This is a genomic window from Nonomuraea fuscirosea (assembly GCF_003001935.1).
Lineage (GTDB): Bacteria > Actinomycetota > Actinomycetes > Streptosporangiales > Streptosporangiaceae > Nonomuraea > Nonomuraea fuscirosea.
The window spans coordinates 19799-39360 of sequence record NZ_PVNG01000039.1; the positions used below are offsets into that span (position 1 = coordinate 19799).

The following is a 19562-nucleotide window of genomic DNA, read 5'->3' on the forward strand; positions in this document are numbered from 1 at the left end:
GACGGTAACGGGACGCCGCCTCACGGCGAAGGTATGGTCAGCTCGAGCGCAGCCGGTGCTGCGCCCACGCCAACGCAGCGGGCCGTAGGGCCGGGGTGGGGCCAGGCTGAGAAGGTGTGTCCTGAGGCCGGGGTGTGCGGGATGCCACGAGCATCTGATGGAGTGCCCATGTGGCGATGTAGCCAGTGACCGCCCCGTAAGGCGCCTGACGCCAGCAAGGGAAGGAACGCGCGAACAGGTCCTCCACCTCTTCCTCCGGGTGGCCAGCCTGCACGAGATGCACCCCGAACGGAACCAGGTCTACCCACGCGGCCCCGTACGCGGCCCGGGACCAGTCGGTGACGACGATGGGATACCCCACGGCGACCAGCAGATGCCGCGGCACCCACTGCCGGTGAAGCAGGGTGGTGCCCGCGACGGCCACGTCATCGAACAGGCGTATCGCCGCCTGCCACACGTCCAGTTCGCGGGGAGGCAGCACCCCTGCGCCGAGAACCTGGATGGCGCTGCTCACCTCCTGGCGAAGGTCGTCCTCGGCCCGCTTGGCGTCGCTGGGCATGCTGGTGGCGGCGAATCGAGAGCTCAGCTCCGCCAGTCCTTCCACCACCAGCTCCAGATCACGCGTTCCGGGCACGAGGCTCGGCGTGTGGTACATGTCGTTGACGTAGCTCGTCACGAGCAGGTGAGCCTGGTCGATGGTGCCGATCAGCCGCACCTCGGGACCGGGAACGTCGGTGCGGTGGGTGCGGGCCCACGTCTCTCGCCGCAGCAGTTCACCGGCATCGGTGCCCTTGATCCCCGCCTTCAACACCGCGCGGCTGCCGTCATCGAACTCCAGCCGGGCCAGCAGCGCGCCGCCGTCCGGGCTGGCGGGCAGATACGGGGAGATGTTCAGCAGTTCCCCGCATCGCCAGTTGATCGTTTCCAACACGGGACCGGGCAGGTCTTCTAGGATCAGACGTGTCATGACGTCTCCCAAGCGCAAAAGCCGCCGTGCGGACTCATGTCTCATTTCTCCTTTGTCGTGATGTCGAACCGGTTGTTGCGGTCGGTTCAGCGCAGGGCGCGCATGTTGTGCCTGGAGACAGGCGACCTTCCGCGCAGGCGCCGAGAGGGGAGGCGAGGCTGATCGGGTCGTCCTGGACGAGTTTTCCCAGGATGCCCGCCGCCGGCTTCTGCTCCGTGATCTCCTTGCGCAGCCATGGCTCGTCGTTTTCCTTGCCGGAGTCGGTTGGCGGTGCGGTGGTGGTCGTCCAGCCGGGATAGGCGAACCGCAGAGTGACGCATTGGAGGGCTTTGTGCTTCGCGGCTATGTGGGATCCGCACGTCATCGCATGCCCCGGCGATGAGTAGCCGTCCCCTCCCGTCGTGCCGCGGACACGGCCATCCCGCGCTCGGGGCCGGGACTGAGTTCGACGATGCCCGCATAGAAGTGCGGGGCGCCCTCGACGTTTCGCGCGAGGGCCACATCGTCGGGGTGCTGTGGCAGGAGTTCGTATGTCCTGCACAAGCCCGCAATCATGCGGCGGTCCCCCAGAAGGTCCTGAATCTCCTCCTTGGACCGCAGGTAGATGGGACTTACGTACTTCTCATACAGCTCCTTCGCCTTGGCCGCGTCCTCCTCGGCCACCCCGTCATCCGTGACGTGAGACAGCACCAGGACGCTGCCGGCGGCCAGACCGGCGGCCAGGTCGTCCACCACCCGCTTGACGGTCTCGTCGGGTGCGAAATGCAGAACCGCACCAGCAACGACGACGGCCGGCTGATCGAGGTCGATCAGCTCACGCAGGTCAGGGTGTCGCAGCAGCCCGTCGATGTCCCAAACGTCAGCCTCGACCACGGTCAATCCGGGCCAAGAGCCGTAAGCACTTCGGGCGTGGACCAACACTGTCGGATCATGATCCATGTAGGCGACGCGGGCCCCGGGCACCACGCCCTGCACGGCTCGGTGGAGAAGCGGCTCGTCCGGCATGCCGCAGCCGAGATCGAGGTATTGCCTGAACCCTTCTTCCGCGAGGTAACCAGGCACACGCTCGTTCACGCACAGGCGGTTCTCCCTGGTGACCTCGCTTATGCCAGGGAAGATCTTCTTCAGCGCCTTACCCAGCGCCCGCTCCGCGGCGTAGGCGTCCTTGCCGCCATTCAAAAAGTTGTACACCCGCCCCTGCGTTGGTGCCGGGAACACGGCAGAAAGCCCTTGCAGGCAGCCGGCGACCGGGGACTCCCCGGTGTTCTTCGTGGCCCCATGCTCACTCGGAGCAGGTGGACGAGCGGGACGATCTACGCTTCTCATCGGTCAGGACCTCGATTCCTGATCGAGGCCCCGGAGCTCGCCGGTGTCAGCGCACCGCGGCCGGGGGCACGCTTTCGTGGTGGAGGCTGCGCACGAATGAGGCCCGCAGACGGGGCGGCGTCGGAGGCCTTCGAAGGCGGCTCGTAGTGACCTTGCGGAGGTGCTCCGGCCCGATCCTGTCGGTAACAAGAGCCAGTACCGGCCTGGCGGCACCTGCTGCTGTGCTGGAGGGAGAACAACATGTCGCCTGATGTCGGCGATGCGCTGATCAGGCAGCTGCCAGTGGTCTGCTGCGCCAGCGGGTACGAGAAAGTAGAGGGCGCGTTCTACGGGATCGACAATGACAGGCGTATTCGCGTTCGACAGTCGTTGGAGCATCGCCAGCCCGACATGCCGCAGTACTCGGATGCCGTCCCACTGGGCAACCTGCGGCGTGGCTTGCACGCCGGTGACTTTGAGGGCCACGTCTGCTGTCCTTCGCATGATCACCGTCTCTGTCGATCGAGCGACGTTGCCTGAGACGGTAGAGAAACGAAGGTGCATCCACCCGAACTGTCAGTTCGGGTGGGCCAGCAGCTAGGGCTTAAGCGATTCCGAGCCGTTGAGCGAGCGCCTCGACCTGTCGCCGGTACGTGGGTCGGACGCGGCGGCGCAGACGGCAGACCATCTCGCGAGCGAGGGGGTTCCTTGCCAGGTCTTCGGGCGAGATCGCTTCCAGATCGAGCAGGTGCACCAGCACGGCCGGATCTTCACGACGGAGGTCGTAGCACCGGGCGACTTCCAGTAGAAAGGTGAAGCGCCGTTCTATCGATGGCAGGTTCGACGTGTCGATCTGGTCAGCGACTCGTAGAGCCTCGGCGGCTTCGCCCGCTTCCATTTCGATGCTCACGGTGTGCAGGTCGACGTTGGTCGGGCCGAAAACGGTCCACATGATGTTGCCTTCGCCAGCCCGTTCGGCGCGCAATGAGGCGTTGCCGGACAGACGTTCACGCGCGTGCCACCAATTCTTGCGCCGGGCGTCGGCAACGACCGCCACGAGTTCCAGCGCACCGGCCATCGCCTGAGCGTCTTTGCCCTCTGGGAGCTGCTGCAGCGCTTCGATGCCCTGGACAGCGGTCTCCTTGGCTCCTTCATGCTCGCCTTCGGCGAGGAGCACGTGCCCGAGGTTCCACTTGGCGGCGGCTGACCGAATTGGATCATCCGCTTCCTCGGCTGAGCGCAACGCGCGGTCAGCGACCATGAGGGACAGGTCTATCCTCCCGGCACGGCGGCAGTACGAGCGCAGCATGAAATACAGGTCCGCGGCCGTTCTGAAGATGTCGCGCCGTACTTCGCTGTCTGAGCTGAGGCGATGCGCCCGAATGGCGTTCTCGGTGTCGCAGATGAGTTCGGGAAGGATGGCGGCCGCTTCGGTGAACCGTTTCGGACTGGTCTGCCAGATACGCCATGCCGACTCGACGCGCTCTCGCAGCTCGGAAGGTGTGACGGGCCGGACCGCCGTCTCCCGCCCGTAACCGATCAACGCGGTCACCACTCCGTCGGCCACGTAGGCATTCTCTGACACAAGGTCGCTCTGATTGTCGCCCAGCAGCGCCGCTGTGGGAACGCTGAGTTCCCTAGCCAGGGCGTACAGGACCTGTAGAGAGGGGACCTTCAAGCCGCGTTCGATCTGGGACAGATACTCCTCGGTTATCCCGCACAACCCCGCAACCGCGGCCTGGGTGCGTTGCCTTTTCTCCCGCCAGAAGCGAATGTGTTCGCCGATGTGAGGCATGGGAGCGTTCACCTGGCCTCCCTTCCTGCTGTTGCATCGAGGGTAGACCGCGACGAGGTTCGCCACGCTAGGCCGGAACGAGTATGTGTCAGTCTGGAGTGCAAAGCGGGACGGATGGAGGGTCCGATGGCGGTTCGCCGGGTCGTGCTCTGGGACATCGATCACACTCTCATCGACACGAGGGGAGTCGGACGCGAACTGTCAGCGCAGGCCTTTGAGCAGGTCACTGGCGTTCCCATGGTCAAGCAGGCGAAGATCGACGGCATCACCGAGCCAGTGATCTTCCGCGAGACCGCCAAGCTACATGGACTGCATACCGAGCGAAAGGACTTCGACCGGTTCGCTTCGGCGCTGACCAAGGCCCATCTGGAGCGAGCTGCCGAGTTGCGAGAACGGGGTCACGCGCTGCCTGGCGCCGCGTCCGCGTTGGACTCGCTCTTCGCGATACCCGAAGTCGTGCAAACCGTGTTGACAGGCAATATCCGAATGGTCGCGGAGATCAAGCTCCAGGTCTTCGGCCTCGACAGGCATATCCGATGGGATATCGGCGCTTTCGGAGAAGACGACGAAGTCCGCGCTGAGCTGGTGCGCATTGCCTTGAGCCGGGCATCCGCTGGGTTTGGCGAGGCGGTCACAGCTCGTGACGCGGTACTCATCGGGGACACGCCAGCCGATGTCGAGGCCGCTCTTGCGAGTGATGTACCGGTGATCGCGGTGGCGTCGGGGCGAAGCTCGGCACAGGACCTGCACGATGCGGGAGCGGCGCACGTTCTGCAGAGCCTGGAGGACCTTGATGCCCTCGTAGCTCTGGTTACTGAGTGAACGACATCAGGAGTGAGACGTCAACGCCAGGCCGGGTCCAGGGAGAAGCGACAGCCGAGCCCGGTCGGAGTCGACATCGTCGGCTCTGCAGCACGTCGCCAACCAAGACCGCCGGGCTGTCAACCAGCTACGGCTGCACCGTCGGTAGCACTCGTTGCGGCAGTCTGTTGCAGCGCAGGGTGCCTGGTGCCGCTTCCGCCCGCTCGAACATGGCTGGGCTGTTCGAAGCGCGCCATCGACATACCTGCTCCGCTCGGGATTGGGGCTGAGGGAGGAAGGCGGTCGAGCAACTCGGCAGCGACCAGACCCCGGTCCGGCTCGGCGCGCTGTACGCCCTGGAACGCCTTGCCGAGCACACCCATCGAAGCCCGATCACCTCGCCTCCCGCGCCCCGCCTGTCAAACCGGAATCTGGCCGACAGGTGAGTCCGGCGGCGCTGCAGCATTGAGTCACCAACGCTCGCGGAAGGCAGCACGGTGGACGGTCTCTTAACGGTAGTTATCGCCGCACTGGCGGCCGGCTCCCTGGCCGGCCTGGGCACCCTACTCACCGAGAGGATTCAGACGATGGTAGCAGGCGGCAGACGAAGGATGACGTCACCGACTGAGGAGCCGGACACGTCCGCACACGAGCGGGGCCCGGTGGGCAAGGTCGGGATCCACGTTGAGAACAGCAGTGGCGTCCAGTTCGTCACGGAAGACGGCGCCAAGGGCGTGCAATTCGTGCACTGCACCTTCGGCTCATCCACCCCTCCTCCGGATCTGGGAGCGGACGTTGATCGCTCTCGCTGAATGGGCCGGTTCGGACGGACTGTCGGACGAACAGTACTCCCGGCACCAGCAGGGGAAAGCGCCGCTGCGCGAAACCGGCCACGCACGGCGGAAGCGCGGGCGGCGCGGGTGCCAGATGACCGTCACGCCTGACCACATCGCCTACCAATGGCGGCTACGGCCTCCACAGGCGCCGGAAGCGTCGGAGCCACGTCCTGAGGGGCGTCGCACGGGGAAGAAGCGGCCCGACGACCGGCCGCAGCCGCCCCGTGCCGCCGTCGAATGGCAGGCCCGCCAGATCACGCGGACGTCGTACGGGTGGGATCCGGCCGGTCCCGTGTCGGACACCGACGTCGCCGAGGGACCGCCGACCCGTCAGCCGGTCGCGGAACCCGAGATCATCTGGATCAGGGACTGCGTCGGCATACAGATCGGCGCATACAACTCCCAGACCGACACCTACGACATCGTCCTCTCCAAGCTCGAGATCGCACTGGACGAGGATGCGCTGGCGATGCTGCTCGCCCTGATCTCACAGGGCGCTGAGGACGGGTTCAGGACCGACATCCACCTCCCGGGAATTCCGGCCCTCCGCCGGTCGCCGGCCAAGTCATTCATCCGCAGGCATCCGGACGACACGCGGCTGATCGTCGTCAGGCGCTCCTGCGGCGTCCAGATCGGCAACCGGTGCTTCCAGCGCAACACGTTCACCCTCCGCGCCGACGGCTTCCTGATCCGCATCGACAGCCTGCACCTGCGGAGCGGGCGGCGGTCGGCCATGCGCCGACTGCTGGCGGACCCTCACGACAGGGACACCGCGGCCATGATCGCCCGTGACATCGTGGAGCGCGCCCTCGCCACCCTTCTGACCCGCCTGGAGAGGGAGTTTGAACACCTCACCGAGCCGAGCCTGATCACGGGACTGCGCTCGCTGTACCGGCGGATCGGCGTGTCGATGGGGTTCCGCAACACGGTCCGGCTCCGTCGGCGGTTCGATGCGAGCGCGATCAGAATCGCCCTTCTGCGCCGGGTGCTCACCGAGCAGATCCTGCGATACGCGCAACGCCACGCCGCGACTCGGCAGGCCACTGACGAACCACGGGCTTCGGACGAGCAACGGCGGCCTCCCGACGCGCGAGAAGAACCTGGCTCGCGGAGCGATCCCTCAGACGGTCCTGCGCCCGGGCGTCCAGACGTGGGGGACTTCTGGGAGCCGTTCCCGGCGGATGATTTCCGTGGACGGTCCGCCGCCCGCGACCATCGTGGGCGGGACACCGGGGAAACCTACTGCGGGTGGGACGCCGGAGAGGCCCATCGAGGGAGAGAAGTCGGCGAGGACCGCACGCGCGCGTCCGCGGCGGCCGATGAACAGGGCGCTCATCCCGCTCCGCCCGGGTCCCATGGCCGCCCGACGGCCCCACCCACGCCGGAACCCGCTCCGCACGCCGCCGCATCGCATGCCCCTGAGTCGGATGAGCCGGCTGAGCGCTCCAAGCCGCCACGGGAAGTGACCCCCGAGCGATCAGCCACCGCTCGGCGGCGCGAGCTCCTCAAGGCGACCGAGCAGACCGGCCGAGCACCTGGAGATCCGCCGGCGCACGATTCGCGGAGCGGACCTACAGCACGCTCCCGCCCATCACTGCTACAGCCGCTGGGCAACCCCTCCCGCGAGCCGCACGACGGCCTAGTGTGCCCGACGGGCTCCCCCATCTTTTGCTCGGAAGCCCTGGTCCGCGCGCTGGAGGATGAACTCCTCCCCGCACCGGAAGACCAGCGAGGGAGAGTGGAGCTGCCGTCCTCTCCCGGTCGGGACGGCCCCGGGACGAGGGGAACAGGTTGGTCACCGCCGCCTCCCGGCTCCCGGGACATCAGCCGAGACCTCGACCTGGGCTCTCCCAGCTGGTAGACAGGCGGATGTTGTGGTTGAGGTGGAAGACATTGTGCGAGGCGTAGACGTCCTTGAGCGCCATCAGCCGCGCCAGCTTCGCTGCCGGGTAGGCCCGGCGGACGTCCTGCGCGCCCTCTGTCGCCGCATCCGCAACTGCCACGATTTGATCTTCTACCGGCCCGACACGAGCACCCGCCATCATCACATCGACTCGCTGTTCGGCGAGGAGGCGATCGACTGGCGACCGATCGAGACCCACTGGACCGACCTGCTGCGTACCGCGATCTCCATCCGGGAGAATCGGATCTCCCCGGTCACCCTGCTGCGGCGGCTGGGAACCACTCCCACAAGAACCGCCTGTATCGAGCCTTCCGCGAGCTCGGCCGGGCGGTGCACCATCACGCTCCTGCGTTGACTGTCCGACCCGGATCTCCGCGAGCAAATTCCGGTGATCACCAACCGCAACGGGTCCTTCCGTCTCCTCCGCCTGCGCGGAAGAAGTAGGTCGTCCTCTGCGGATCGCACGGAGGCGGCTCCGGCGCAAGGCGGGTTGCCCTTGATCGCGCTCGGCCCCATCGTGGGGTGCTCCGTCCCGGACGGGCCGACTCTGCGCCGTCGTGCCCGGTCCTGGCAAGCCGGGCTCTCGCCCGCGCGTCGATCTTGGCGACGAGTCGGGGGGCTTCAAGATCTTTTGCTGCGCAAAACATCTTGAAGCCCCCCGAACAGCCCGGCTTGCCAGGACCGGTCCCGCCGTCGCTGTATCGGCTCACCGGGACGGAGCACCCCCACGCACGGGGCTCCGCAGCCGGTCAAGGCGCAGGCGATGCGGCATTGAGGCCGCACCAGGCGAAGGAGCGCACATGGACGACATGCAGATCAGTCTCACCGGACGCATCGCGTACGACCCGAAGTTCTGGGCCGCTGACGGCGACAAGCCTCCGATGTGGTCCGCCTTGGTTGAGGTGGCAGGTCCGCCCACCTCGGGCCGGAACGGCACCTACGTGCCGACGCGGCGGGTCGAGGTGGTCGCGCACGGTCTCGACGCCATTCGCGCCAGCGAGTCCTACCACGTCGGGCACGTCATCACGGTCCAAGGCCGTGACCTGATCGCGCGTGCCTACGAGACGAAGGACCGTCACAACAGGCCGGTCGTTCGTGGCGTCGTCCAGGTGGTGGCGAAAACCTTGGCGATGTCGACCCGCTACGACCCGGTTCATCAGCAATCCGGCACCTGGCCTCCGGCGTCCTCGCCTCGCCTGGCTCAGGGCGCGGCGACTCCAGTCATGGAGGAGGACCAGGCGGAGGCCGTCTCCACGGCCTGATTCACGCCCCAGTGAACGAGCGGCTCCCGTGCCGGGGCCGCTCGTTCGCTTTCCCAACCGTGACCGTGCTGAAGCCCATTTCCCGGCTCGTCTCGGTGAAGGAAGGAACCCCTGCCTCGTCAGGCGCGGTCCTCGCAAGCATCCGCCCTATCGAAGGGAGCCTCATCTCGTGTCTCTCGTACCTCCAGATCTTCCGGATGTCGCCGTACCGGAAAATCTGTTTCTCTGGCACATCCCGCTGAAGTATCTGACGCACTTTCCCGACAACGTCCGTGAGGACTACGGCATCACCTCCGCCTTCTGCAAGTCGTTGCTCGCCAAGCAGCAGGTGGTACTCACCGCGATTCCCATCCCCGACGACTATGAACGCCAGGAAGGAGAAGAGGACTACCTCTTCTGGGTGACCAAGGGCAACCGCCGCCTGGAAGGGGGTCGCAAGCTCAAGCTCGAGACGATGCTGTGCCTGGTCGATTTGACCATGGCCGGCGATCGAGCAGGCCTGTTCATCGACCAGCTCGTCGAGAACGATGGGGACTTCCGCCTTCCTCTGTCGGCGTTCGAGCAAGCCCAGGCCCTGTTCCAGGCGCATCAGGCTGGCGCCACCCGCACCGAGCTGCGGCAACGTACCGGCCGTACGAAAGAGCAGATCAGCGCGGGCATCGCGGCTGGCAGGATCAGCGAGCAGACCAAACGGGCCGCACGCGCCATGGACCATGTCTGGACGCTCGACGACATCGCGTTGCTGTCGGAGTTCGACGGCGATGACGCCGCATTGGCCAGGATCCAGCAGCGGATCGACTGGGGTCATCCCGTGGCCTATGCCGTGGAGACCGTACGTGACGAACTGGCCGAGGAAGCCGAGCACGACCGGATCCTCGCCACACTGGAGCAGGCCGGTGTTCGCGTCACCGAAACGCGCCCCCCGGAGGCGCAGCTGCTTCAGACCCTGGCCCACATCGTCGACGGGTTCGACCCGGAACCCGACCAGCATGCCGCCTGCGCCGGCCACGGCGCGTTCTTCTACAGCTACAACAAGACCGAGCCGGTGTACTACTGCACCACGCCCGCCGAGCACGGTTACGCCCCGCCCGAGCCCTCGAACGCCCCGGCAGCGTCATCGCCCCGCGAGGATGCCAAGCCCAGCGGGGACGAGCCGTCGAGAAAGATCGTGATCGAAGGACGTAACGCCTGGCCGCGTGCCGGCACTCTGCGACAGCAGTGGCTGGCGGAGTTCTTCCAGCGCAAGACCGCGCCCAAGCCCGTGCTGCCGTTCGTCACCAAGATGCTGGTGGAGATGCCCGGTCCGGTACGGGACTACCTGACGTCATCTCGCCGCAGCGCGCTGTACGACGAGTTCGGTGGACCGGCGGATCTCGGCCACGCACTACAGGACGCCTCGACCGGCCAACAGGCCATGATGCTGCTGCGGCTCATCGCCGTGGCCTTTGAGCACCAGATGACCAGAGCCAGCCAGGACTGCAAGAACACCTGGCGGCCGGACAAATACAGTCCCTGCTCGGCCGAGGACGCGGCTCTGTGGCTGCGGTTCCTGGTCAACACGCTCGGGCCGGAACTCGGCACACGGACGCTGCAGCCGTACCAGCCTGCCCCGATCGAGCAGGCCCTCATCGACGGCGTTCCTTACCGGGGAGACACACCCGTCGACCAGGTAGACATCGTGGAGGAAGACGCTGAGGAGCACTCCTCGACAGCCGGGTCCGGGACGGGCCACGCCTCCGATGGCGGCGGCGATGAGGAAGCTTCCTCGAAGGTGTCGTTCGAAGCCGAGCGCTCAGACGACGCCGATCAAAACCTCGACGGCGCCGAGGCCGCCTGAAGCCCAATTCTCCGGTCTGGTCCTGGGCGCTGCGGACCAGGACCAGACCGGTCCACCATCCCCACACCCATCACGACGAGCTCGAAGCGGCAGCCCAGCTCCCGCCTCCTCGCCCTCGCACCTTGTTCTCTGCGCCGCGGTGATGACCGCGGCTTTCTCATGTCCGAAGGGATCTTGAATGTCCAGCGCCTACACGCACCACCAGCCCCTGCCCATTGGCGGCGAGTTGGCCGTACGGTCCGACCGCGGGCCGCACCCGAGGAATCCGCACCGCGTCACCGTGGCCGGATACCACTCCAGCGTTGGCGTGGCGATCTGCGAAGGCGACGCTGCCGACAGCGACAAGACACGCGCCCGCGCTCATGCCCGGATCGCCGCCGAGGTCAGCGCACTCGCCGCGGCCCAGACGGCGAACGCCGCCGCCGGCGTCTACGCCGGGCGCAGCGCACTCGAAACCAGCGTCATCGAGGAGACGAATCCGCCGTTGAAGCCGCAGGCCACCCGAATCGTGGGATCCCTCATGACCGCGGTGGTCACCCACTGGACCGTGGATCTGTGCTGGATGGGGGAGAGCGTGCAAGCCTTCGCCCTCACGGGTGACATGGCCGTGCACGGACTGATCCGGCCGCCTTCGCCGAAGCAGCATGCGATTGCGCCCGTTCGCCGCCAGCAGGTCTGGCGTGAACCACCCGGCGGGGGCGATCAGGACGAGCGCGTACTCGACATCCGCCGGCTCCTGCTGTGCTCCGACAGCCTCACCCTTCCACTCGGCACGTCTGATCTCACCCGGATCCTCCGCCGGCCCATCCCAGCCTCCGCCACCTGCGCTGAGCTCATCGCGGCGGCCAAACAGCGCGGCGCGCTCGACCCCCTCACGGTCGCCGTGGTCGACCTGCCCAGCCGCGATGCCACAGATACGGAACCGGCCCAAGTCCGCCAGAACGTCCCTGCTCGCGGTCTAACTCTTCACCTGGTTCCCACCGGGGGAGCACCCGCCATGCATGCCGCCTGACCGACACCGCCGAACCGCGATCACCCTGCCTTCCCATCCACAGCACCGAATCACCGAGGAGACCCGTGACCATTGCATCCCCGCTCCCACCCCTGACCCTTCGAAACGCCACCCTCGACGACCTGGTCGAGGTGCTGCGCGCCCAGCACGCCCGCAAGATCGACGTCATCGTCCCCGCAGAACGGTTGCGCGCCGTCGGCACCCACCTGGAACTGATCGGCACCGAACCTCTGGTCTCCGAGGACGGCGTCACCGCCACCGCCGGCCGCTACCTGCCCACCGCCCACTGCGATCAGGACATCGCCACCAAGCTGGGCATTCCATCTCCGTACCTGCGGCGTCTGCGGGAGGAGAACGGCCGTCTGTACGACGCCAACGTCAACGGCTGGCTACAGGCCGACCCGCACCGCCGGTTCCTGTTCCGGGGGCTGGCCGGCAGCGGCCGTACGGGCATCGGCCGGGCTCTGCTGTCCAACAGCTACAAGGTCATCGACAACCTGGACGTGCTCATGGCCGCGTTGGATGGCATCAAGGAGAGCGGCGTCGCCGTCCAGATCGACGGAGCCGATTTGACCGAGCGCCGCATGTTCCTGCGCGTGGCCTGCGAGCAGATCCAGGCCTACGCTCCCGAACTGGTCGGCGACTATCGAAGCCCTTTCTCGGGCGCCTCCGCGGCGGCCTATCCGGTGGTGTTCGCCGGCTTCCTGCTGGCCAACTCCGAGACCGGTGACGGCGCCTTCACCATCACGCCCAGGCTCACCCTGCAGGTGTGTCGCAACGGCATGACCATCAACCGGGACGTGGTGCGCGAGGTTCACCTGGGCGGTCGCATGGACGACGGGATCGTGCGGTGGAGCCAGGACACGCTGGCCAAGAGCATGCAGCTGGTCACCGCACGCGCGCGTGATGCCGTACGAACCTTCCTGGACGTTGACTACGTCCAGGCCAAGATCACAGAGCTGGCCCGAGAAGCCCGCGTCGCCGTCACAGAGCCTGAGAAGACGATCGAGTTCGTCTCCACCAGGCTGTCCTTCACCAAGGATCAGCAGCAGCTCATCCTGCAGCACTTCTACAAGGGCGGTGCGATCACCGCCGGCGGCGTCATGCACGCGGTCACCAGCGCCGCCCAGCTCCTGGACGACGCGGAGAAGGCCTTCGAGATGGAAAGCCGTGGCGTCGAGGCCATGCACCTGGCCGCCGCATTCTGACCGCCGAGCAACATACCGCACTCGCATCGCCGCGAAAGGTCCCCCTTCATGACATCAGATCCTGAAACGCCCGTATCTCGGCCGCAGCCCACCCCGCTGCCGATCGCCCGCGATGACGTGCTCATCTCCGACGACACGGCCATGGAAGCCATCCACCGCATCCTCAACCAGCACAGTGACTGGAACGGAACCACGTTCGACGCGATCGAGACGGTGATCCTCGCCACCGGCCGCAGGCTTGTCACTGCCGAGCCCATCGCCACCGAGGTCGAGTACGACGATTGGGACTGGCCGATCGCCCGGATCGAGACCGGGCCCCTGACCGCCATGGTCCGGCAAGCCCCGGACGGCGGCATGTGCGTCGATCTGTTCCCCACTAACGCCGCAGCGCGCCAAGCGCTTCGCGTCCTGATCGACGGTCACATCGTCTACGGCATCCCCCTCGAGACGCCGGTCCCGCCCGACAGCGGAGCCTCCATCATCGCCAACCGCAAAGCCGTACGCGAACGCGCGAACGAGAGCCCCGAAGCCGGCACCTGACCACAGCCGTCTCGCACTCTCAACGCGAAGAGAGGAGGAAACGTGATCACCATCCACGTATCGCCTGCCCGAGGCATCATCGTCACCGGCACCGCCCCCGAACATCGAAAGCTGCTCGGCAGCCGCAAACGCGGCGGTCTCGGCCTGAGATGGTCCAACCACATCGAATACGACGGGCGGCTCGGCGCCTGGTTCGAGCCGAACTCGCGCGACCGGCACCCCTCCGAGAACCGGGATCGGATGGAGGAGATCAGCGCCAGGCTGCGAGCCGCCGGCCTGTCCATCACCATCGACGTCACCGACCAGACTCGCTCGGCCGAGCAGGTCGAGGCCGAAACGTACGCGCGCGCCGTCATCCGGGCGCAAAACTACCGCCGACGCGCCGCCGAAGCCGCCGCCCGAGCCGAGCGGCATCGCACGCGAGCAGCCGCGGCCACCCGTGGCTACCCGCCCGATCAGCCGATCCTGCTCGGCAGCTCCCGGCAACGCGCCCACGAAAGGGCCATCGAACGCAACCACAGCCACACCCGTAAGGCCATCGAGGAGACCGACCGCCATCAGTACTGGATCACCCGCTCGCGCGCGGCCGAACACCTCAAGCAGCACCGCCGAGACCCCCGGGCCACCCTGCGGCGCATCGACCGCCTGCGTGAACAGCTCCGTCGGATCGAACGCAGCCTGACCGGCGAGGCTCACCCTCAATTCGTCGAACGCGACGGCGAAGTCGTCCTCACCGACAACGGCAACCCCGTACTGGAGTGGCAACCCGCGACCGGTGACTACCGCGAACGGCTCCTCCTGCACCAAGCCCAGCTGTCCGAGAAGATCGCCTACTGGCAGGACGTCGTCGCCCAGGCAGCGGCCGAAGGAGTCAAAATCTGGGGCCCGGCCGACTTCCGCGCCGGCGACTTCGTCCTCTACCTCGGCACCTGGTACGAGGTGCTCCGCGTCAACTCCAAGAGTCTGACCGTGCCGACCGGCCATCACGAAGTCGGCCGCCGAATCCTGCGCCAAGGCGACAACGTCGATCGCGCCGGACAATCCTCCGGTACCACCGGCCGGCTGCCCTACGCCGAAGTCCAAGGCCGGATGAGCAGCGCCGAAGCCGCCACGAAGTTCCCACCCGAGCCAGGCCACTAACCGCTCTACCATCGCTGGCGCCTCCTTCCCCGAGGCGCCGGCACAGCCTTGCCCATGTGCCGAAAGAAGGTCCCGCCTTGCCCGAAACCCGTTCGACGCCACCCCTGGTCGATGCCGTCACCCTGCACGTGACCCCCTACGGAGACCTCCGCGTCCTGGCCAAACCCAACCTCGCCACCGGCGTCCTGCGCTGCCTGGTCCGCAACCCCTCCGTCACCGGCATCTTCACCCTGGAACCCGAATTCGACCGCGACACCGTCGATCCCGCCACCACCCGGCTGAAGGTCCACTACGGCGACGAACTCCCCGCCGGAGCTCACACCGGCACATACCGCCCTCACCGCCCCCTCATTCACGGCACCGTCCGCCTGGTCGACTACAGCGTCCTCGACGCCCGAGACCCGAGCCCGTACGGCATGCGGATCTACCACCGCGACGCCACCACCGGCCACCGGCGAGCACGTGTCCCCGCCGCCGTCACCCGGCATGTCACCGCCGTCCTCGCCACCCTGGCCACCTACTGGCTACAGCGACCCGACCTCGACCGGCTCCGCCGCGCCGCAGCCCGCACTCTCCTGCGGCACGTCGGCCTGCACCGCAAGCTCGCCGCCATCGCCGAGCTCGAAGCCCTCATTGCCCACCACCGGCGCGAACTCGACGAACAACGCGCCCAGCTGGCTCGTATGTACGAACTCCTGGCCGAAGAAGCCCTCTCCGGACCAGCCGCTGACGGCACGCACGCCGCTCACGACGCTGCCTGACCGCCATCGACCCTCAGAAAAACGCGAACCCTGTTCGCTCCACCAAGGAAGATCCATGTCTCACCACCAAGAACCCACTCCCACTGCGGAGCCGACCATCACGATCACCCTCCACAGCCCTGCCGACATGATCGCCGTACTGCCGTACCTCGTCGGCTACCACCAGGACAACACCATCCACCTCGTCCTCGTCGACGGACATCACCTCAAGGCCGTCCTGCACCGCGAACTACCCGACCGGTTCGAGAACGTGGCCGAGTTCGTCGCCGACACCGTCCACCTACTGACGCGAGACCGGCCTGCTGCTGTCGCCGTGGTCGGTCATGGCTCGGGGGAGAGGGTCACTCCGGTCATGGACGCCCTGGCCCCCGCACTCACCGCCCAGCACATCGACGTGGTCGACATGATCCGGTACGAGAACGGACGCTGCTGGTCCTACCTCTGCTCGGACCCGGCCTGCTGCCCACCGGACGGCATCCCGTACGACACCGGCACCAGCCCCGCGGTCGCCCACCTCGTCGCAGCCGGGATGGTGGCGATGCCCGACAAGGAGACCTTCGAAAAGATCCTCCAACCCGTTCAGGGGCAGCAACGCGAGGCCATGAAGGCAGCCACGGACACCGCTGAGGCACGAGCCGAGGCCATGCTGAACGACTCGAACCTCGACGAGCACTACTGGTTCGACGAAGGACGACGATGCGCCCGAGAATGCTTCGAACATCTCCGAGACGGTCGCCCCATTCCCGCCGAAGACCTCGCCTGGCTGGGGATCCTCCTCACAGCGGTGACCGTCAGGGACATCGCCTTCACGATCTGCTGCGAAGACGGTCCTGACGTCGCACAGCGGTTCTGGACCGAAGTCACCAGTCGCATCGACCCACGCTACGCCGCGGCACCGGCCGTCAACCTGGCCTTCACCGCTCTCCGAAACGGAGCCGGATCACTGGCCCGCATCGCGGTCAACCGTGCCCTGCAAGCCGAGCCCGGCAACTCCTTCGCTCGCCTCATCTCCACCGCCCTGCAAGCAGGAATCACCCCATCCTCGCTCCAGGACGACATGAAGGTGGACGACCTCGTCACCAGCATCACCCAGTACGCGACGCGGCATCCCCGCTCGGCTCGGCCAGTGCTTCTTCCCGACGACGTCGCCCCCTGACCGCGCTGAGTCCAAGACGCCGCCGTCGCATCATCGCCTGCTCGGCCAGGCCATGACCACACTGGTCTGACGCCCGAGCGAACACTCCGACCAGGCTTCGGTCCCGCTGACGGCCGGCGGACCGGCGTCCCCTTCCGGCGTCGCAGCCTGCGGCACGGCTTCCCGCCCTCGCAACCGCGTTCTCGCCCTGGCTCCGCCGTCCTGGTGGGCGAGTTGTGGCCTGTTGAAGATCTTTTGCTGGCGCAAAACATCTTCAACAGGCCACAACCACACGGTTGCGAGGGCAGTCCGCCGCGCCGCCGACGGCTCCCTGCCGGAAGGGCACACGACGGCCCCGCCACCCCCACAGGCATCCGTCGTCCTTCCGGCAGCCCATCAGCCGTAGCACCAAGGAGCTGCCATGAACCTGCTCACCGAGCCCGGTCCGGTGCCACCCTCGACGACCTCTCTCAGGGTCGAGTCCCAGCCGTCGATCGCCATCATCGGCGGCTCGATCACCGGCCCCACCCTCGCCCTGCTCCTGCACCAGGCAGGCTTCACCCGCGTGTCCGTACTGGAGGCATCGCCGTCGCCCTTCGCCCAGGCCGGAGGCGTCATCGGCCTCGACCACGCTTCGCTCGCCACGCTGGAAACACTCGGCATCCCCCAAGCCGAACTGGCGCCCTTTCCCAGCGAACGCGTCACCACCATCCGCATCGTCGACCGTAAGGAGACCGGCCGCGTCCACTCCGTCTATCCGGGCCGCAACACCGCCTGGCACGTCCTCAACTCCGCGCTGCTGAACCGGCTGCCGGACACGTGGCTCCGCACCGGAAACAGAGTGCGGTCAATAAGCATCGCAGGCAACGGACAGGCCCTCCTGAACCTCGCCGACCGGACCAACATCACCGCCGACCTCGTCGTCTTCGCCGACGGCCGACGATCCATCGGCCGCCGCCTGCTGGACCCGTCGCGCCCCCTGCACTACGCCGGCTACGTTGCCTGGCGCGGCCAACTGACCGGCAACCGGGCCGGCATCCAGGACTACACGCGCCTAGAGTCGCGCGGGGGTGTGTTCCACATGTTCCCCATCCCGCGCAAGAACGGCGACACCGGCCTCGACTGGACCTTCTACCTCAACATGTCGAGCGAGGAGTTCTCCCGCCTCCTGGGCGGCGACCCCACCCAGCGCACTTTCATTCAGCCACACCGCGTCCCACCCATGGCCAGCGAGGAAGTCATCAGCTGGGCGTACCGGCTCTTTCCCGAGGCCGTGGCGGAGACCATTTCGGCCACCACCGACTGGTACGCAACACCCATCCTCGACATCGACCCACCCCAGCGCATGGTCCGCTCCCTCGGAGCCGCCCACGCCCTCCTGCTGGCAGATGCCCTGGCCCCGGTACGGCCCAACACCGCACAGGGCGCCAACAACGGCATCGAACAGGACCGTACCCTGGCCATCGCACTCGGCCAGCACCACCACCACCACGGCGCTAACCTGAACGCCGCCCTGGACCACTGGCAGCAGCGCCTCCTGCCGTCCGTGCACCGCGCGCTGCAGGAAGGCCCACAACTCAGCGCGGCACTTGGCCTCGGGCGGCCCTTCGCTGACCTGGTGCCAGCCTGACCTGGCATCACCGGCCCAGTCCGTGACTTGGGGGTGTCACTCCAGAACTAGGAGTGATACCCCCTTGGGGAAAGTCCACTGCCCGTACACCCGCCCTTGGTGACATCATGACCGTGTCCTGGTGGCGGAGAAGGGATGATGATGGCTGTCGTAGCGGTCCCCACGCGTGACGGTCAGGGCAAGATTCTGATCGAGATCGACTCCGCTGAGGACGATCTGTCGGCCATCTATGAGGACGCCGAGGACGTACGCGGCCTGGCGACCAAAGTCGTCGAGACGGGCGACCACTGTTCCGCGAGGGGCTCGCCCTCGTCAAGGAGTGCGCTGAGGAGGCCGTCACAGTGGTGCGCGACCTACCGGAGGAGGTCAAGCCCGACGAGTTCGAGATGCAGCTCGCGGTGAAGCTGGACGGCAAGGTCGGCGCGAAGATCGTTGAGCTGAACAGCGGGGCGCAGCTCCAGGTCACGTTGCGGTGGAAGCGTCGATGACCGGCTCGCCCGTGGGCATTCTGCCTTACAGCCTCATCGTGGGCCAGGAACAGCTCAAACGAGCGCTGGAGCTGGTGTTCGTCGTTCCCGCCATCGGCGGTGTGCTGGTGAGCGGCGAGCGGGGCACGGCCAAGTCGACCACCGTGCGCTCCTTCTCGTGGATGGCCTACGGCCACTTCCCCGTCACGCTGCCGATCAACGCCACCGACGACCGGGTGCTCGGCGGATGGAACATTGACGCGCTGATGCGCGGGCGCACCGAGCGGGAACCCGGGCTGCTGGAGCGCGCGGGCGAGACGGGGATGCTCTACATCGACGAGGTGAACCTCCTCGACGACCACCTGGTCAACATCATCCTCGACGTCGCCTCGACCGGGATGCTGGTCGTCCAACGCGAGTACATCGACGAGCCGGGCAGGCAGGTGTCCTTCACCCTGGTCGGGACCATGAACCCGGAGGAGGGTGGGTTGCGTCCGCAGCTCCTCGACCGGTTCGGCCTGCTGGTGCCGATCACGGCCGAGCTCGACGTCGCGCAACGCAAGGAAATCCTCACGACCGTGTTGCGGTACGAGGAGGAGCGGCTGCGACCAGGCTCGGCCTGGATCACGATGGGGGCCGAACGCGACGCCGAGCACCGCAAGTGGCTGCTGGCCGCTCGCGAGGCCGTACGCGACGTGCTGCTCCCGCCGTTCGCCGCGACCCTGTGCGCCAAGATCGCCGCCGGTTTCTCCGTGGCCGGGCACCGCAGCGAGATCGTCATGGCGATGGCCGCCCGAGCGTGCGCGGCGCTGGCCGGCCGGACCTCGGTGGTGCCGCAGGACGTCCTGGAAGCCGCCCCGCCCGCGCTCGTGCACCGCCGCCCCGAAGCGGCCTACGGCGAGGGGATCGCCTGGACGGCCAAGGACCGGGAACGTCTGGAAGCCATCGTCGAGGAGTCATGAC

At 67.1% G+C, this 19562-nt stretch carries 18 protein-coding genes; 15 read left to right on the top strand and 3 right to left on the bottom strand.

The features are described from left to right. Positions 1-37: 37 nt before the first annotated feature. Both B0I32_RS52825 and B0I32_RS52830 read right to left on the bottom strand, forming a co-directional pair. The gene (locus B0I32_RS52825) at positions 38-967 is read right to left on the bottom strand and encodes an aminoglycoside phosphotransferase family protein (RefSeq protein ID WP_146178655.1); all 930 of its coding nucleotides are present in this window, start codon (positions 965-967) and stop codon (positions 38-40) included. 360 nt (positions 968-1327) lie between these two features. Next, positions 1328-2293 (bottom strand): SAM-dependent methyltransferase, encoded by a 966-nt coding sequence (locus B0I32_RS52830; RefSeq protein ID WP_106252772.1) that lies wholly within the window; start codon positions 2291-2293, stop codon positions 1328-1330. Between the two features lie 240 nt (positions 2294-2533). Here B0I32_RS52830 and B0I32_RS57105 point away from each other — a divergent pair, with 240 nt between their 5' ends. Next, complete coding sequence (locus tag B0I32_RS57105) at positions 2534-2812, top strand: hypothetical protein (protein ID WP_146178656.1); 279 nt, start codon at positions 2534-2536, stop codon at positions 2810-2812. Between the two features lie 64 nt (positions 2813-2876). On the opposite strand, the gene B0I32_RS52835 is transcribed toward B0I32_RS57105, so the two are convergent. Further along, on the bottom strand, positions 2877-4079 hold the full coding sequence (locus tag B0I32_RS52835; protein ID WP_219912486.1) for a helix-turn-helix domain-containing protein: 1203 nt from the start codon (positions 4077-4079) through the stop codon (positions 2877-2879). A gap of 114 nt (positions 4080-4193) precedes the next feature. Here B0I32_RS52835 and B0I32_RS52840 point away from each other — a divergent pair, with 114 nt between their 5' ends. The 14 genes from B0I32_RS52840 (at position 4194) to B0I32_RS52910 (ending at position 19561) form a co-directional block, all read left to right on the top strand. After that, a complete protein-coding gene (locus B0I32_RS52840; protein ID WP_106252831.1) occupies positions 4194-4889 on the top strand; it encodes an HAD family hydrolase in 696 nt (231 codons plus the stop codon). A gap of 774 nt (positions 4890-5663) precedes the next feature. Further along, positions 5664-7565, top strand: a complete 1902-nt coding sequence (locus B0I32_RS52850; protein ID WP_146178657.1) for a hypothetical protein — start codon at positions 5664-5666, stop codon at positions 7563-7565. Between the two features lie 13 nt (positions 7566-7578). Next, the gene (locus B0I32_RS52855; RefSeq protein WP_219912487.1) at positions 7579-7962 is read left to right on the top strand and encodes a Tn3 family transposase; all 384 of its coding nucleotides are present in this window, start codon (positions 7579-7581) and stop codon (positions 7960-7962) included. Positions 7963-8407: 445 nt separating this feature from the next. Then, entirely contained in the window at positions 8408-8869 is a 462-nt protein-coding gene (locus tag B0I32_RS52860) for a hypothetical protein (RefSeq protein ID WP_106252779.1), read from the top strand. A 169-nt stretch (positions 8870-9038) separates the two neighbouring features. Next, the gene (locus B0I32_RS52870; protein ID WP_146178659.1) at positions 9039-10706 is read left to right on the top strand and encodes a hypothetical protein; all 1668 of its coding nucleotides are present in this window, start codon (positions 9039-9041) and stop codon (positions 10704-10706) included. A gap of 178 nt (positions 10707-10884) precedes the next feature. Continuing rightward, complete coding sequence (locus B0I32_RS52875) at positions 10885-11718, top strand: hypothetical protein (RefSeq protein WP_106252785.1); 834 nt, start codon at positions 10885-10887, stop codon at positions 11716-11718. A gap of 65 nt (positions 11719-11783) precedes the next feature. Beyond that, entirely contained in the window at positions 11784-12926 is a 1143-nt protein-coding gene (locus B0I32_RS52880) for a DUF932 domain-containing protein (RefSeq protein WP_245956691.1), read from the top strand. A gap of 48 nt (positions 12927-12974) precedes the next feature. Further along, positions 12975-13466, top strand: a complete 492-nt coding sequence (locus B0I32_RS52885; RefSeq protein ID WP_146178660.1) for a hypothetical protein — start codon at positions 12975-12977, stop codon at positions 13464-13466. Positions 13467-13508: 42 nt separating this feature from the next. Next, positions 13509-14606, top strand: a complete 1098-nt coding sequence (locus B0I32_RS52890) for a DUF3560 domain-containing protein (RefSeq protein ID WP_106252789.1) — start codon at positions 13509-13511, stop codon at positions 14604-14606. 77 nt (positions 14607-14683) lie between these two features. Beyond that, complete coding sequence (locus B0I32_RS58505) at positions 14684-15367, top strand: hypothetical protein (protein ID WP_181308777.1); 684 nt, start codon at positions 14684-14686, stop codon at positions 15365-15367. Between the two features lie 55 nt (positions 15368-15422). Further along, a complete protein-coding gene (locus tag B0I32_RS52900) occupies positions 15423-16523 on the top strand; it encodes a DUF4192 domain-containing protein (RefSeq protein WP_181308779.1) in 1101 nt (366 codons plus the stop codon). A 400-nt stretch (positions 16524-16923) separates the two neighbouring features. Continuing rightward, the gene (locus B0I32_RS52905) at positions 16924-18132 is read left to right on the top strand and encodes an FAD-dependent monooxygenase (RefSeq protein WP_146178661.1); all 1209 of its coding nucleotides are present in this window, start codon (positions 16924-16926) and stop codon (positions 18130-18132) included. A gap of 287 nt (positions 18133-18419) precedes the next feature. Continuing rightward, positions 18420-18620 carry a CU044_2847 family protein gene (locus B0I32_RS58510; protein ID WP_219912490.1) on the top strand — a complete coding sequence of 67 codons (201 nt, stop codon included), beginning with the start codon at positions 18420-18422 and terminating at the stop codon, positions 18618-18620. Beyond that, positions 18617-19561, top strand: coding sequence for an AAA family ATPase (locus tag B0I32_RS52910; RefSeq protein WP_106252795.1), 945 nt, complete (start codon positions 18617-18619; stop codon positions 19559-19561). Before B0I32_RS58510 ends, B0I32_RS52910 begins: the two co-directional genes overlap by 4 nt. The last annotated feature ends 1 nt before the right edge of the window (position 19562 follow it).

Excerpts from the sequence above, each read along its gene's own strand:
- B0I32_RS52840 (WP_106252831.1), top strand. The coding sequence starts at position 4,194 with ATGGCGGTTCGCCGGGTCGTGCTCTGGGACATCGATCACACTCTCATC.
- B0I32_RS57105 (WP_146178656.1), top strand. The coding sequence starts at position 2,534 with ATGTCGCCTGATGTCGGCGATGCGCTGATCAGGCAGCTGCCAGTGGTC.
- B0I32_RS52885 (WP_146178660.1), top strand. The coding sequence starts at position 12,975 with ATGACATCAGATCCTGAAACGCCCGTATCTCGGCCGCAGCCCACCCCG.
- B0I32_RS52910 (WP_106252795.1), top strand. The coding sequence starts at position 18,617 with ATGACCGGCTCGCCCGTGGGCATTCTGCCTTACAGCCTCATCGTGGGC.
- B0I32_RS52875 (WP_106252785.1), top strand. The coding sequence starts at position 10,885 with ATGTCCAGCGCCTACACGCACCACCAGCCCCTGCCCATTGGCGGCGAG.
- B0I32_RS52905 (WP_146178661.1), top strand. The coding sequence starts at position 16,924 with ATGAACCTGCTCACCGAGCCCGGTCCGGTGCCACCCTCGACGACCTCT.
- B0I32_RS52900 (WP_181308779.1), top strand. The coding sequence starts at position 15,423 with ATGTCTCACCACCAAGAACCCACTCCCACTGCGGAGCCGACCATCACG.
- B0I32_RS52830 (WP_106252772.1), bottom strand. The coding sequence starts at position 2,293 with ATGAGAAGCGTAGATCGTCCCGCTCGTCCACCTGCTCCGAGTGAGCAT.
- B0I32_RS52860 (WP_106252779.1), top strand. The coding sequence starts at position 8,408 with ATGGACGACATGCAGATCAGTCTCACCGGACGCATCGCGTACGACCCG.
- B0I32_RS52825 (WP_146178655.1), bottom strand. The coding sequence starts at position 967 with ATGACACGTCTGATCCTAGAAGACCTGCCCGGTCCCGTGTTGGAAACG.